Source organism: Comamonas koreensis, from assembly GCF_014076495.1.
Classification (GTDB): domain Bacteria; phylum Pseudomonadota; class Gammaproteobacteria; order Burkholderiales; family Burkholderiaceae_C; genus Comamonas; species Comamonas squillarum.
This window is the reverse complement of sequence record NZ_CP043575.1, coordinates 3,971,775-3,985,672: the sequence shown is the minus strand read 5'-3', so window position 1 is coordinate 3,985,672 and position 13,898 is coordinate 3,971,775. Positions and strand designations below refer to the sequence as shown.

The following is a 13,898-nucleotide window of genomic DNA, read 5'->3' as shown; positions in this document are numbered from 1 at the left end:
GGCTGCGTGGGTGCATCGGCATGCGGCTTGGGTACTTCGCACTCATTCATGACTGGGTGCGGCCGGAGCGCCTCGATGCCGGTTCGCCGGACCACCAGCGCACGGGGCGTTGTGGCACCCAGCTGCAGGCAGCCATAAAAAAACCCTGGGCAAGCCAGGGTTCGGGTGGGAAGGGCTTGGGCGCCCCTTATTTGCTTTCTGCGGGAGCAGTGCCCAGCGAGTCCTGCAAGGCCTTGGCTGGATCGTCCGAGCCATAGCCTTCTGCGGCGGGTGCCGGCATTGCGCCTGCATCGGAGCCCGGTGCTGCGCCTGCATCGGCGGGTGCATCCGGGCTGGCAAAGGGGTTGTCCCCATAGCCGCCGTCTGCGTTGCCCAGCTGGTTCATCATCTGCTCATTGACCTTCTGCATGTCGACAACCGCCGGCTTTTCCAAAGCTCCCGTAACGATGCCCGGGAAGGCGATCAGCACACCGACCATGATCAGCTGGATCAGCACAAACGGCACAGCGCCCTTGTAGATCTGCATCGTGGTCACCGGCTCGATCACCTTGTGTGTGACCCGGTCCACATACTGCTTATCAGGCGCCACCGATCGCAGGAAGAACAGCGCAAAGCCGAACGGCGGGTGCATGAACGAGGTCTGCATGTTGACTGCCAGCAGCACACCGAACCAGATCAGGTCGATGCCCATTTTGTCAGCCACGGGGCCCAGCAGCGGCACGACGATGAACGACAGCTCAAAGTAGTCCAGGAAGAAGGCCAGGAAGAAGATCATCACGTTGACGACGATCAGGAAGCCGGTCTGGCCGCCTGGCAGGCTGGTGAGCAGGTGCTCGACCCACTTGGGGCCGTCTGCGGCCTGGAACACCAGGCTGAAGGTCGTCGCGCCAATCATGATGAACATCACAAAGCTGGCAAGCTTGGTGGTCGAGCCCAGCGCCTGCTTGAGCAGGTTCATGTTCAGGCGCTTGCGGGCAAAGCCCATGATGAGCGCGGCCATCGCACCCATGGCGCCGCCTTCGGTGGGGGTGGCGATGCCCAGGAAGATGGTGCCCAGCACCAGGAAGATCAGCAGCAGCGGCGGGATCAGCACAAAGGTCACGCGCTCGGCCAGCTTGGACAGCAGCCCCAGCTTGAAGACGCGGTTGATCGAGGCGATGACAAAGGCGATGAAGGTGCCGCCGCACATGGCCGTGACAATCTTCTCGTCGGTGGCCACGTCGGTGACCAGCTTGCCTTCCCACCAGGTGTGGATGTCGGCCATGTGGTTGGCCAGGAAGATCGCGACAATCGTCGACAGGCCCATCACCACGATCAGCGAGGTGTAGCCGGCATTGCCGTTGGCTTCGCGGTAGATACGGGCTTCAACGGGCAGCGCAGGCACCAGCTTGGGCTTGAAGATGGCCAGGAAGGCGACCCACAGCACATACAGACCCATCAGCATGAAGCCGGGGATGAACGCGCCCTTGTACATATCGCCCACGCTCTTGCCCAGCTGGTCGGCCATCAGGATCAGCACCAGCGAGGGCGGAATGATCTGGGCCAGGGTGCCCGATGCGGCAATCACGCCCGAGGCCAGGCGCCGGTCATAGCCGTAGCGCAGCATGATGGGCAGCGAGATCAGGCCCATGGAGATGACCGATGCGGCGACCACACCGGTGGTAGCGGCCAGCAGCGCGCCGACAAAGATCACGGCGAGCGCCAGACCGCCACGGATCGGGCCAAAGACCTGGCCCACCGTGTCGAGCAAGTCCTCGGCCATGCCGCTGCGCTCCAGTATCAAGCCCATCAAGGTGAAGAACGGCACGGCCAGCAAGGTGTCATTGGCCATGATGCCGATCAGGCGCTGGGGCAACCAGGCCATCACCGACGAGGGAAACACATTGAGCTCAATGCCGATAAAGCCGAACATCAGGCCGGCAGCGCCCAGGCTGAACGCCACGGGAAAACCAAGCAGCAAAAAGACGATCAGGCCCGCGAACATGATCGGGGCGTAGTTGGTAGCGATAAATTCCATGGTGAGATCCTCGTGCTACCTTCAAGACTGGCGCGCAGCAGCCTGGACTGCTGCAGCCGCCTGGGCCTGCTTGATTTCAGCTTCGGCACGCAGTGCTTCGGCCAGCTCTTCCTCAGCGCTCTTGTCGCTGAGCTTGCCCATCGGGTCGGGGCCATCGCCAGTCAGAAACGCGATGCGCTTGACCAGCTCGGACAGGCCCTGGAGCATCAGCAAGGTGATGCCCACGGGGATGGCGGCCCATACCGGCCAGCGGATCAGGCCGCCGGGATTGCCCGACATTTCGCCAGATTGGTACATCTGGATCACCACCGGCATGCTCAGCCACAGAATCGTGACGCACAGCGGAGTGAGGAACAGCGCAAAGCCGATGATGTCGATCCAGACCTGCTTGGTCTTGGACAGGCGCGAGTTGATGACGTCGATGCGCACATGCTCACGGTGCAGCAAGGTGTAGCCGGCGGCCAGCAAGAAGGACCAGGCGAACAGGTACCACTGCACTTCCAGGAAGGCGTTGGAGCTGGCGTCGAAGGCCTTGCGGACGATGGCGTTGGCGGCGCTGATGAAGGTGGCGGCAAAGATAAGCCAGATTGAGTATTTGCCGACGAAAGCATTGAGCCTGTCGATAGCCCTGGATAGGGCGAGTAAAGCCTGCATGGTGTCTCCAATGGTTGGCTAGTCCTGTCACACGTGCTCATTGCCGGTAAGCAAATGCACATTTTCGAAAAGCACTGATTTTACGAATAACTACGCGCTTCCCCATACAAATTACCTTGCCGATGTTGCGAACAGGCGCAAGGATGAAAAAATATTTCAGAGAAAGCCGCCAACTCAAGGGTAATCACTAGGTAAAGGGCATGGTGTCACGATGACCTGCTATCTATTTTCGAGCGCCGGGTGCCGGGTTACTACCTGGTTGGTTGCCACTTTGCGCACCGGATTGGCTGCATGGGCCGTGGGAGGTTCGCTGCGCAGCGCCAGTGCTGCAAGGTACAATCTCGCGCGTATCTGCCATGGGGCTGTGCAGGGCCTGCGCGGCCACGGCATGCAGCCACAACAATTTCTTTTTTAATGCACCACGGGTGCCTGGAGTCTGACTGTGAGTTCTTCGCAAAATAATGACGGTGATGAGCGCTTTGCCTTGGGCCTGGTATTTGCCCTGATCACCCTGGTGGTGTTGGGCGTGATCTGGTTTGGCGCCTACACAGGCTTGCATGGCGCCAAGTCTGGCCAAGCCGGCGTGGTCGCTGCTGAGACTGGCGCCAAGCGCGGCGCCGTGCTGGGTGGTACGGACCCGGCCGTTGCTGCTGCCCGTGCGGCCGCTGCGGCGGAGGCTGGCAATGCCGCTGGCGCTACCGGCGTAGCCGCTGCTGCTGGCGGTGCTGCCGTGGTGGCCGATGACGCTGCTGCGGTGGTGATCGAAAACGGTGTGGTCAAGTTCTACTTTGCCACGGCCAAGGCCGAGCTGGCCCAGGGTGCGAACGAAGCGCTGGTGGATGTGATCGCTGGCGTCAAGGCCGGCCAACGCGCCGTCATCTCGGGCTACACCGATGCCACTGGCGACGCAGACAAGAACGCCGAGCTGGCCAAGCAACGCGCCTTTGCCGTGCGCGATGCGCTGCTGGCCCTGGGCGTGACCGAAGACAAGCTGGAGCTGAAGAAGCCCGAAGCGGTGGAGAGCGCGGGCAACAATGCCCAAGCGCGCCGCGTGGAAGTGGTGCTGGCCCCTTAATCGGCCCCAGCAGACACGACCAAGCCCGGATGCGTCCGGGCTTTTTTGTTGTTGGCGGGGCCTGAGCGGCCGCTGCGCGCCATGGCGGTCAGCGCAAGACGGCAACGCCCTTGAGCTGCGCATGCACGAGCAGGCCGGGACCCAGCTGCAACAGACGTGCCGAGCGGGCCGAGACCAGCGCCAGCAGGTGGGGCGTGTCATCAGCCGCACCCGGTGCCAGGCGCAGCTGCACCAGCACCTGGCCTGGGCTGCTTTGCTGCAGGGCCGTCACCACGGCCGGCAGGCTGTTGAGAATGGAGCTGCCGGTCTGGGGCATCAGCGACAGGCTGACATCGCGCGCCATCACGCGCAGGCGCACCCGCTCGCCTTGCCGGTAATGGGCATCGGCCTGCGTCCAGTGCAGCTGCAGCTGCGGGTGGGCGCCTATTTGCAGCGACCACAGGTGGTCTTGCAGGTCGTGGCCGCAGACCTGGCCTTCGAGCAGGCTGGCTTGCTGGGCATCGGGCAGGGCCTGGGCCAGCGGGGCATTCAGCGCGGTCAGCATGTCGGCCACCGGCCCCTGCGCCACGACACGGCCGGTTTGCAGCAGCACCACCCGGTCGGCCAGGCGGCCCACTTCGTCGATCGAGTGGCTGACGTACAGGATCGGCAGCTTGAGCTGATCGCTGAGCTGGTCCAGGTAGGGCAGCACCTCGGCCTTGCGCTCGGCATCCAGCGCCGCCAGCGGTTCATCCATCAGCAGCACGCGCGGGCTGGTAGCCAGTGCACGGGCAATGGCCACGCGCTGGCGTTCGCCGCCCGACAAGGTGGCAGGTTTGCGCCCCAGCAGCGGGCCAATGCCCAGCAGCTCGACCAGGCGCTCGATCTGCACGCGCTGGCGCGCGGCCGGGGTGCGGCGCAGGCCGTAGCGGATGTTGTCATGGGCGCTCAGGTGCGGGAACAGGCTTGCCTCCTGGAAGACATAGCCCAGTGCCCGCTGGTGCGTGGGCAGCCAGTGGGCGCTGTCATCGTCTTGCCAGCGCTCGCCATTGACGCTGACCTGGCCCTGGGCACGTTCGAGCCCGGCAATGGCGCGCAGGCAACTGGTCTTGCCGCAGCCCGAGGGGCCAAACAGTGCGGTGACGCCCTCGCCGGGCAGCTGCAGGTCCACCTGCAGTTGGAACGCGGCGCGCTGCAGCTGCAGGCGCGCGTGAATGCCGTCGTGGTGGTTCTGGGCTTGCGTCATAGGGGGCTCGCGTTGTTCCTGTCGCGGGGTTGCAGCCATTGCAAGGCCACCAACACCACAAAGGCAAACACCACCATGCAGCCGGCCAGCCAGTGTGCCTGCGCATACTCCATCGCTTCGACATGGTCGTAGATCTGCACCGACACCACGCGCGTCTTGCTGGGGATATTGCCGCCCAGCATCAGCACGATGCCGAACTCGCCCACCGTGTGGGCAAAGGTCAGTACGGCTGCGGTGATAAATCCGGGGCGCGCCAGCGGCAGCGCCACGCTGAAGAAACTGTCGATACGGCTCGCGCCCAGGGTGGCAGCCACTTCCAGGGGGCGGCGGCCCAGGCCCTCAAAGGCCCGCTGCAACGGCTGCACGGCAAAGGGCAGCGAGTAGACCAGCGAGCCCACCACCAGCCCGGCAAAGGTAAAGGGCAGATAGCCCAGACCCAGGGCGCTGGTGAGCTGGCCCACCGGGCCATTGGGGCCCATCGTGACCAGCAGGTAAAAGCCGATCACCGTTGGCGGCAGCACCAGCGGCAAGGTCACCACCGCGCCAATGGGGCCGCGCCAGCGCGATGCCGTATGCGCGAGCCACCAGGCCAGCGGCGTGGCCAGCACCAGCAGCAGGGCAGTCGTGACGCTGGCGAGCTCCAGCGTCAGCCAGATGGCGGCCCAGTCGTCGGGGCTGAGAAGGGAGGTACTCACGGCAGAGGAGGGCGTGGCGAGGTGGGTTGAAGGAGGGAGGCTGCTGCGCACATGGTGCACGCGCAGCGCGGGCCCGGCAAGGGCAGTGTTTGGCCGGACCAACGCGCTGAGGTCAATGGCCGAGCAGAGACCAGCGGGATCAGACCCGCCAGTTCGGTGGCCCGCCGCGCCTTAGAACGCGTAGCCGTAGGACCTGATGATGGCACGCGCCTTGTCGCCCTGGAGGTATTGCATCAAGGCGGTGGCGGCGGCATTGTCCTTGGCGCTACTCAGCACAATGGCGTCCTGGCGGATGGGTTCATGCATGGCCGATGGAACCATCCAGGCCGAGCCTTCGCGCAGCTTGCCGTCTTCCATCACCTGCGACAGCGCCACAAAGCCCAGCTGGGCATTGCCACTGGCTGCGAACTGGTAGGTCTGGCCGATGTTCTCGCCCTGCACGATTTTTGGCGTCACCTGGTCGGTCAGGCCCAGGTTCTTGAGCGTTTCCATCGCGGCCAGGCCATAGGGGGCGAGCTTGGGGTTGGCGATCGCGATATGGCGGTAGTCACCCATCTTGAGCACGGCGCCCTTGTCGTCCACATAGCCCGCTTGCTTGCTCCACAGCACCAGCTGGCCAATGGCGTAGGTAAAGCGGCTGGCGGCGACGCCCTTGCCTTCCTGGGCCAGCTTGGCCGGCGTCGTGTCATCGGCGGCCAGCAAAATGCCAAAGGGTGCGCCGTTGTTGATCTGTGCATAGAACTTGCCGGTGGCGCCGAACGACAGCACCGCCTTGTGGCCGCTGTCTTTTTCGAACTCGGCGGCAATCCTTTGCATCGGCGCGGTGAAGTTGGCGGCCACAGCCACAGAGACTTCGTCGGCATGGGCGCTGGCAGCGAGGGCGGCCAACAGGGACAGGGCGAGGGGGGCGAAGCGGCGTTGGATCATGGCGGTCATCAAATCGCTATTCTGTTAATGAATAGCGCGAGTGTAGCGAGATTGTTTTGGGGTGCCAAATGATGGGGGCCATAGGCCCCTGTATGGGCATGCTATTGGTCCGCTATTGGCACGCTATTCTGGGCAAGGCTTTTCTCCAACCGCGCTTTGGGCACCGGCGCGGGGCGCTAAAGCATGCGAAGATTCGCGCCATGATTCCCCAAGCATCGCTCGCTGCCGCGCTCGCCGAGAAGCGCTCTGACCGCCGCATGGATGTGCTGCGCCATATCCAGGATTGCGGCTCCATCTCCGAGGCCGCGCGCCGCGTGGGCATCAGCTACAAGGCGGCCTGGCAGGCCCTGGATACCTTGTCCAACCTGGCGGGTGTGGAGCTGGTGCAGCGCAGTGTGGGCGGCAAGGGCGGCGGGGGGGCGCAGCTCACGGCCGATGCGCTGCTGCTGCTCGAAGCGGCCGATGCCATGGGCCATGCCCGTGAGCAATTGCATGTGCAGCTCGAGCATGCGCGCCAGCTTCCAACGGCTGCAGACCCCCAGGCACGCAATGCCGGGCAAGCAGGCATCTCAGTGGCCACCACCCTGGCGCGATTGCAGGTGATGACCAGCATGCGCAACCAATGGCCCTGTGTCGTGGCCCAACTCAGCCGCAGCGGCCCCTTGGTGCAGGTGCAATTGCAGGGGGCCGATGCTGGCGCGCAGTTTGTATTGCATTCCCATATCACCGATGAGAGCGCGCAGCTCTTGGGCCTGCGCCAGGGCCTGCCGGTGCTTGCCATGTGCAAGGCCACCGCTGTCGCGGTGCAAGCGGAATCGGCCGCTGCCGCGCTGGCGCCGGGGGGCAACGTCTGGCAGGGTGCGGTTACACGGGCCACGCGCGGCGGCACGGTGCAGGAGCTGGCCGTACGCCTGCAGTCTGGCGTGCAGCTGGTGGGCTTTAGCCGCGAGGCCACGTCGCTGCGCGCGCGCTCTGCGGTGCAGGTGACGGTGGAGCCCTCGGCGGTGGTGATTGCGCTGAGCGGCGAATAAACCCGGCTTGCGCCCGGCAGCGAGGCGCTGACGTCCAGGCGCCTTATTCCAGCACCAGGCGCTTGCGCAGTTTTCGGGTGGTTTCGACAAAGGCCGCTGCTGCCGGCGATAAGCGGTCAAAGCGCAGCGCCGCCAGCGCGATGGGCCGGTGGTTGCGCGGCATGAGCCGGCGGTAGGTGACGCCGGCCGGGGGCGCGGGCAGCGCCAGGCGCGCGGCAATGGTCAGCGCATCGCCTTGCGCGACAAAGCCCATCATCGAGCTGAGCTGCTCAAACCGGTACAAGGTGTTGGGAACGGCGCCTTTGTCGGCCAAGAACGCGTCCACCCGCGGGCCGGAGCCCGCCGAGGTGCGAATAAATGGCTGGTTATGAAAATCCAGCGCGCTGATGCTGGTCTTCTGGGCCAACGGATGGGTGGCGGGCAGCACGGCCACCAACTCGCCCTCGATCAGCGGCACCGAGTCAAAGCGCTCGTCGGGCAAAACCACAAAGCCCAGCTCCACGCGGCGCTCCAGCAGCCATTGCAGCACCACGCTGTTCACCGCTTCTTCGATATGCACCTCGACCAGTGGATGGGCCTGGCGAAATGCGGCCAGCAGCTGCGGCAGCAGGCGCAGCGAGGATGTCGCGCCAAACGAGGCGATCTGCAGGCGCTCGCACCGCTTCCTTGCTGGTAGGTGGTGGTGCGGCGATTGTCGGCATGGGGCTGATGAATGCGGGCAGCAAGCGCTTGCTGCCAAGGCCTGCGCAGGCAAGTTGATGCATGATCGTCTTGGCAATGCCACCGAGCCCGCTTATGCTGCTGGCCAACCACCGCGACTGTGCCTCCCTATGAACGCCCACCCCAGCCCAGAGCCTTGCCCTTCACCGCAAGCAGATGCCACCCCGGCCAAGGGCTCTGCGCTGGAAGTGCTGGGCGCCTTTTTGAAGCTGGGCCTGACCTCGTTTGGCGGGCCGGTCGCGCATCTGGGCTATTTCCATACCGAGTTTGTGCTGCGCCGGCGCTGGATCGATGAGCGCGCCTATGCGGATCTGGTGGCGCTGTGCCAGTTTCTGCCCGGCCCGGCCAGCAGCCAGGTCGGCATGGCCTTGGGCCTGGGCCGGGCGGGTTGGTGGGGGGCCTTGGCAGCCTGGCTGGGTTTTACCTTGCCATCGGCCCTGCTGCTGATGCTGTTGGCACTGGGCATGTCGCAATGGACAGGGCTGGCCACATCGGGCGCCGTGCATGGCCTCAAGGTCGTGGCCGTCGCGGTGGTGGCGCAGGCCGTATGGGGCATGGCGCGGGCGTTGTGTCCGGACCGGCTGCGTGCCGCATGGGCCATCGCCGCCGCCTTGCTGGTGCTGGCCGTGCCTTCCACCTATGGGCAGCTGGCAGCCATCGTGCTGGGTGCAGTGCTGGGCCGCTGGGTGCTGAAGCTGGGCCCGCTGCCTGCGGCACAGCACCAGCACTATGGTGTCAGCAACCGTGTGGGAAGCTGCTTGCTGCTGGTCTACGCCGTGTTGCTGGGGCTGAGCCCCTGGCTGATAGCCGCGTATGGAGGCAGCTTGCTGGCCATCGCAAGCCAGGTCTTCCAGGCCGGTGCACTGGTGTTTGGCGGCGGCCATGTGGTGTTGCCGTTGTTGCAGGCCAGCTTGGTGCCGGGCGGGCTGGTGTCCAACGACATACTGCTGGCCGGTTACGGCGCAGCCCAAGCCGTGCCGGGCCCGCTGTTCACGTTTGCCGCCTACCTGGGCGCGGCCATGCCCGCGCCATGGGGCGGCTGGTGGGCCGGCCTGGCCTTGCTGCTGGCGGTGTTTTTGCCGGGCCTGTTGCTGGTGGCCGGTGTGCTGCCGTACTGGGAATCGCTGCGCCAGCGGGCCGGCGTGCAGCGGGCGATGGCGGGCATCAATGCATCGGTTGTCGGCGTGCTGCTGGCTGCGCTGTACGACCCGGTGTGGACCAGCGCCATCCATTCCCGGCTGGATTTTGGCCTGGCGCTGGCCGCATTCGGCCTGCTGGTGTTGGCCCGGCTCTCCGCGCTATGGGTGGTGGTGGGCGCGGCCTTGTGCGGCTGGTGATTTTTCTAGCGGGCAGGGCGATGGGCCAGCGGCAGCGGCGCTCACACCAGGCGCAGGCCCCACAGCACATCCAGCACATGCTAGGTGGAGGGCTCCACATAGCCGGCGCGGTGGGCGATGCCCAGCCGGCGCCACAGCGCAGGGCGCAGCGGGCGCATGGCGATGCGCGCGTCCGGCGGTGGGGCCGTGGCCTCGTGCGGCAACAAGGTGGCGCCGTAACCTGCGGCGACCAGGCTCTTGATGGCATCGTTGTAGTTCAGCGCAATGCGCGGCACCGGGTGGTGGCCGCCCGCGGCAAACCACTCGCTGGTCTGGCGTGACAGGCGTGTGCTGGCATCGTTGAGGATCAGCGGCTGGCCGGCGAGCCACTGCGGTGTGAGGCGGGCCGGGCAGGTCCAGTCGGCAGGCACAAAGGCCATCACAGGATCGCGGCGCCAGGGCTTGATCACCAGGCCTGCGACGGCTGGCTGGGGCAGGGCGGTGACGCCGATGTCCAAGCGGCTATCCACCAGGCGCGCCAGCGTCTCCTCCGAGGTCTGGACGCTGATCTGGATGTCGATGCCCGGATGCTGATCGCGCAGCACCGCCAATGCCTGGGGCAGCAGATGCGCAATCACCCCGGTCGATGCGCCCAGCCGCACACGCCCTTCCAGCCCCTGCACCTGGCGCTGGATGTCGCTCAGCGCCAGCTCGGCCTCGTCCAGCAGGCGGCGCGCGCGTGCGACCAACACCTCCCCAATGGCCGAGGGCCGCACATGCCCGCGCTTGCGCGACAGAAGCGGCGCGCCAATGCGCTGCTCCAGCTCGGCAATATGCAGGCTGACCGTGGGTGCTGCCAGGTGCAGGCTATGGGCGGCCTTGATGAACGAGCCCTGGTCGGCAATCGCCACCAAGGTGCGCAAACGGTCCAGGCTGATCTCTCGCATCGTGGCTCCAAATTCAGAAATGCTGAACGTCTGGTTTGTGAAATTCAACTTTCATTATTTTAGGACGCGGAGGAACATAGCGGCTCGATCCATGGGCCAGCGCCCGCATTCTCGGAAGTCATCTACATATGCGCACTCCTCTTGTTTTTATCGACGGCGACCAGGGCACCACCGGTTTGCAAATCCATGAGCGGCTGCGCGGGCGCAGCGATATCCGTCTCGTGACCCTGCCAGCCGCTGAGCGCAAGGACGCCCAGCGCCGGGCCGAAGCCATCAATGCCTGTGATATCGCCATCCTCTGCCTGCCCGATGCGGCTGCGCGCGAGGCGGTGCAGTCCATCGTCAATCCTGCGGTGCGGGTGATCGATGCCAGTTCTGCGCACCGCACCCACGCCGATTGGATCTATGGATTTGCGGAGATGTCGGCAGCGCAGGCCGAGCGCATAGCCAAGGCCCGCCGGGTGACCAATCCCGGCTGCTACCCGACGGGGGCCATCGGCTTGCTGCTGCCGCTGGTGCAGGCCGGGCTGGTGCCTGCCAGCTACCCGCTCAGCGTGCATGCGGTATCCGGCTACTCCGGGCGCGGGCGCGCTGGCGTCGAGGCGCATGAGGGCGGGGGCGATGCCAAGCCGCCAGCCTTCCAGGTCTATGGCCTGGAGCTGGCGCACAAGCATGCGCCGGAGATGCAGTTGCACGCAGGCCTGGACGCGCGCCCGCTGTTTGTGCCGGCCTATGGCGCGTATCGCCAGGGCATTGTGCTGACGGTGCAGCTGGCATTGCGCATGCTGCCGCCTGGGGTGGATGCCGCTGCGCTGCAGGCCTGCCTGGCACGTCACTATGCGCAGGCGCCTGATGTGCAGGTCTTGTCGCTGGACGAGGCCAAAGCGCTTACACACCTGGATCCGCAACTGCTCAACGGCACGAATGCCATGCAACTAAGCGTCTTCCACAACGAGGCGCAGGGCCAGGTGCTGCTGGCGGCCATTTTTGACAACCTGGGCAAAGGCGCATCAGGTGCGGCGGTGCAGAACCTGGACCTGATGCTGGGCGCCTAGCAGGCCACCGTCGGCCAGCTATTCGCTAGTCGTTACTGCCCAAAAACTGCTCGGTCAGCTGCTGGGCAAAGGCATCGGGGCCGCTGAGGGTCAGGCTCAGCTGCAGCGCGGTCTGCTGGGCAGCTTGCGGCGCCAGCAGCTGGCGCTGCAGCGCATCCCAGTGCAAGGCCAGCGCGTCACCTGCATCGCTTTGCAGCTGCAGGTCCAGATCCCAGCGGTGGCCATCTTCCAGCGGGCCGGGGGCGCCAAAGGCATCGCTGCACCAGGCCAGCAGCTGCGTGACCTCGGCCGTCAGCGTCGGCCACTGGGCGGCCTTGGCATAGGCCATCGCATCGAGGCTGGTAAGGCCTTCGCCGTCATCGCTGGTGTCAAAGTCCAAATAGTCAAGCATCTGCGGGGGTTTCATCGATATTGCGCGATTTTATGCTATGTTTTTAGGAGTTAATCAAGCAAGCCGGATACCCCTATGAGCCTGGAATGGAATGCGCTGGATTTCTCCTACCCGCAAGCGGCCCCGCTGCTGGTCGGCTGGCAATGGCAGGCTGCGCCTGGCCTGGTGCAGCTGGTCGATGGCCTGAGCGCAGGCAAGACCACGGCATTGCAATTGCTGGCCGGGCAGCTGCAGGCCAGCGCAGGCAGCGTGCACATCGATGGCCAGACGCCGGAGGCGCTCAAGAGCGCAGGGGGCGTGTTCTGGCACGAGCCGCGGCTGCCTGCGACCATGCCGCCAGGCACTACGGTGGTGGCCGATTGGGTGGCGCAGTTGCGCCGCGACTGTCCGGGCTGGGACGAGGCGCTTTTTGTGCAGTGGCAGGCGGGCTTGGATCTGGCCGCGCACAGTGCCAAGCCGTTGCTGGCGCTCTCGACTGGCAGCCTGCGCAAGCTGGTCATCGCGCTGGGCCTGGCCAGTGGCGCCCGGCTGGTGCTGATCGATGAGCCGACCTCGGGGCTGGACAAGCCGGCGCTGGCTTTTTTGCGCGAGGGCCTGCAAACCCTGGCGCCGCACCTGGCCGCGCAGGGGCGTTATGCCGTGCTGGCGCATTACGAGCCTTTGGTGGATGCCGGGGGCGCCGTGCAGGTGGTGGCGCTGCCGGCGCCGTAGTGGCTGCGCAGGCGCGGGCGCTGCATTGTGTAAATTTTCGTGCGCGCCCGGGGGCGAGCCCTGTGGCGCGTGTTGGGCCGCTGGATAATCGGGCAGACCGATTTTTTGAAAGACTGTTGTGGATACCTTGCTGTTGATCAAAGCCGCCATCATGGGCGTGGTGGAGGGGCTGACGGAGTTCTTGCCGATCTCCTCGACAGGGCATTTGATTTTGGCCGGCAGCCTGCTGGGCTTTGACGATGCCAAGGCCAAGGTGTTTGACATCGCGATCCAGACCGGTGCCATCTTTGCGGTGATCCTGGTGTATTGGCAAAAGATCCGCAGCACCGTAGTGGCGCTGCCATCGAGCCGCCAGGCGCAGCGCTTTGCGCTCAATGTCTTCATCGGCTTTTTGCCCGCCGTGGTGCTGGGCCTGTTGTTTGGCAAGTACATCAAGGCGCATTTGTTCACGCCCATCGTCGTGGCCACCACCTTTATCCTGGGCGGCTTTGTGATTCTCTGGGCGGAAAAGCGCCAGTCGGCCCATGTGCGGGTGCAGACGGTCGATGAGATGACGCCGCTCGATGCATTGAAGGTGGGTCTGGTGCAGTGCCTGGCGATGATTCCCGGCACCAGCCGCAGCGGCTCGACCATCATCGGCGGCATGCTGATGGGCCTGTCGCGCCAGGCGGCCACCGATTTTTCCTTCTTCCTCGCGATCCCCACCTTGATCGGCGCAGGTGTCTACAGCCTCTACAAGGAGCGGGCACTGCTGTCGATGGCGGACCTGCCCATGTTTGCGACGGGGCTCATCTTCTCGTTCATCAGCGCCTGGCTGTGCGTGCGCTGGCTGCTGCGCTACATCGCCTCCAACAGCTTTGTGCCCTTTGCCTGGTACCGCATTGTGTTCGGCATCATCGTGCTGGTGACCGCCTTTAGCGGCATGGTCAATTGGGTGGATTCCTGATCGCGAACATCCTCGCGCATCCGCACACTCAAGCCCGGCCCGACAGCCGGGCTTTTTTTGTGCCCGTTGGGCCACTGCAGCAGCCCGGTCCCTGTCGCCAATATGTCTGTGCCGCCCAAGGCTTGGGGTTTGTCTGGGCTGCGGGTCTTTCGGCGTTCTCTACAATTATCCATATTATGAACTTTAGT

General features: G+C 65.1%; 14 protein-coding genes. 6 read left to right on the top strand and 8 right to left on the bottom strand.

What is annotated here, in order from left to right:
* Positions 1–187: 187 nt before the first annotated feature.
* Both F0Q04_RS18180 and F0Q04_RS18175 read right to left on the bottom strand, forming a co-directional pair.
* On the bottom strand, positions 188–2,017 hold the full coding sequence (locus F0Q04_RS18180; RefSeq protein ID WP_182342774.1) for a TRAP transporter large permease: 1,830 nt from the start codon (positions 2,015–2,017) through the stop codon (positions 188–190).
* A gap of 21 nt (positions 2,018–2,038) precedes the next feature.
* On the bottom strand, positions 2,039–2,671 hold the full coding sequence (locus F0Q04_RS18175) for a TRAP transporter small permease subunit (RefSeq protein WP_182342772.1): 633 nt from the start codon (positions 2,669–2,671) through the stop codon (positions 2,039–2,041).
* Between the two features lie 442 nt (positions 2,672–3,113).
* Between F0Q04_RS18175 and F0Q04_RS18170 the strand changes: the two genes are divergently transcribed.
* The gene (locus F0Q04_RS18170; protein WP_182342770.1) at positions 3,114–3,746 is read left to right on the top strand and encodes an OmpA family protein; all 633 of its coding nucleotides are present in this window, start codon (positions 3,114–3,116) and stop codon (positions 3,744–3,746) included.
* 88 nt (positions 3,747–3,834) lie between these two features.
* Here the strand turns inward: F0Q04_RS18170 and modC are convergent, their stop codons facing one another.
* The 3 genes from modC to modA all read right to left on the bottom strand — a co-directional run bounded on the left by modC (position 3,835) and on the right by modA (position 6,593).
* A complete protein-coding gene (modC, locus tag F0Q04_RS18165; protein ID WP_182342768.1) occupies positions 3,835–4,971 on the bottom strand; it encodes a molybdenum ABC transporter ATP-binding protein in 1,137 nt (378 codons plus the stop codon).
* On the bottom strand, positions 4,968–5,666 hold the full coding sequence (gene modB / locus F0Q04_RS18160; RefSeq protein ID WP_182342766.1) for a molybdate ABC transporter permease subunit: 699 nt from the start codon (positions 5,664–5,666) through the stop codon (positions 4,968–4,970). Before modB ends, modC begins: the two co-directional genes overlap by 4 nt.
* A 171-nt stretch (positions 5,667–5,837) precedes the next feature.
* Complete coding sequence (modA, locus tag F0Q04_RS18155; RefSeq protein ID WP_182342764.1) at positions 5,838–6,593, bottom strand: molybdate ABC transporter substrate-binding protein; 756 nt, start codon at positions 6,591–6,593, stop codon at positions 5,838–5,840.
* Between the two features lie 200 nt (positions 6,594–6,793).
* Here modA and F0Q04_RS18150 point away from each other — a divergent pair, with 200 nt between their 5' ends.
* Entirely contained in the window at positions 6,794–7,624 is an 831-nt protein-coding gene (locus tag F0Q04_RS18150) for a TOBE domain-containing protein (protein WP_182342762.1), read from the top strand.
* Positions 7,625–7,667: 43 nt separating this feature from the next.
* On the opposite strand, the gene F0Q04_RS18145 is transcribed toward F0Q04_RS18150, so the two are convergent.
* On the bottom strand, positions 7,668–8,408 hold the full coding sequence (locus F0Q04_RS18145; protein WP_116925972.1) for a LysR family transcriptional regulator substrate-binding protein: 741 nt from the start codon (positions 8,406–8,408) through the stop codon (positions 7,668–7,670).
* A gap of 46 nt (positions 8,409–8,454) precedes the next feature.
* Here F0Q04_RS18145 and chrA point away from each other — a divergent pair, with 46 nt between their 5' ends.
* Complete coding sequence (gene chrA, locus F0Q04_RS18140; protein WP_182342760.1) at positions 8,455–9,681, top strand: chromate efflux transporter; 1,227 nt, start codon at positions 8,455–8,457, stop codon at positions 9,679–9,681.
* Positions 9,682–9,761: 80 nt separating this feature from the next.
* Here the strand turns inward: chrA and F0Q04_RS18135 are convergent, their stop codons facing one another.
* Positions 9,762–10,607: a LysR family transcriptional regulator gene (locus tag F0Q04_RS18135; protein ID WP_182342758.1), complete on the bottom strand. Its 846-nt coding sequence runs from the start codon at positions 10,605–10,607 to the stop codon at positions 9,762–9,764.
* 128 nt (positions 10,608–10,735) lie between these two features.
* Between F0Q04_RS18135 and argC the strand changes: the two genes are divergently transcribed.
* Positions 10,736–11,662, top strand: coding sequence for an N-acetyl-gamma-glutamyl-phosphate reductase (argC, locus tag F0Q04_RS18130; RefSeq protein WP_182342756.1), 927 nt, complete (start codon positions 10,736–10,738; stop codon positions 11,660–11,662).
* 25 nt (positions 11,663–11,687) lie between these two features.
* Here the strand turns inward: argC and F0Q04_RS18125 are convergent, their stop codons facing one another.
* The gene (locus F0Q04_RS18125; RefSeq protein ID WP_182342754.1) at positions 11,688–12,053 is read right to left on the bottom strand and encodes a hypothetical protein; all 366 of its coding nucleotides are present in this window, start codon (positions 12,051–12,053) and stop codon (positions 11,688–11,690) included.
* A 75-nt stretch (positions 12,054–12,128) separates the two neighbouring features.
* Between F0Q04_RS18125 and F0Q04_RS18120 the strand changes: the two genes are divergently transcribed.
* Together F0Q04_RS18120 and F0Q04_RS18115 are read left to right on the top strand one after the other, a co-directional pair.
* A complete protein-coding gene (locus tag F0Q04_RS18120) occupies positions 12,129–12,764 on the top strand; it encodes an ABC transporter ATP-binding protein (RefSeq protein ID WP_116925977.1) in 636 nt (211 codons plus the stop codon).
* Positions 12,765–12,882: 118 nt separating this feature from the next.
* Entirely contained in the window at positions 12,883–13,710 is an 828-nt protein-coding gene (locus F0Q04_RS18115) for an undecaprenyl-diphosphate phosphatase (protein ID WP_116925978.1), read from the top strand.
* The last annotated feature ends 188 nt before the right edge of the window (positions 13,711–13,898 follow it).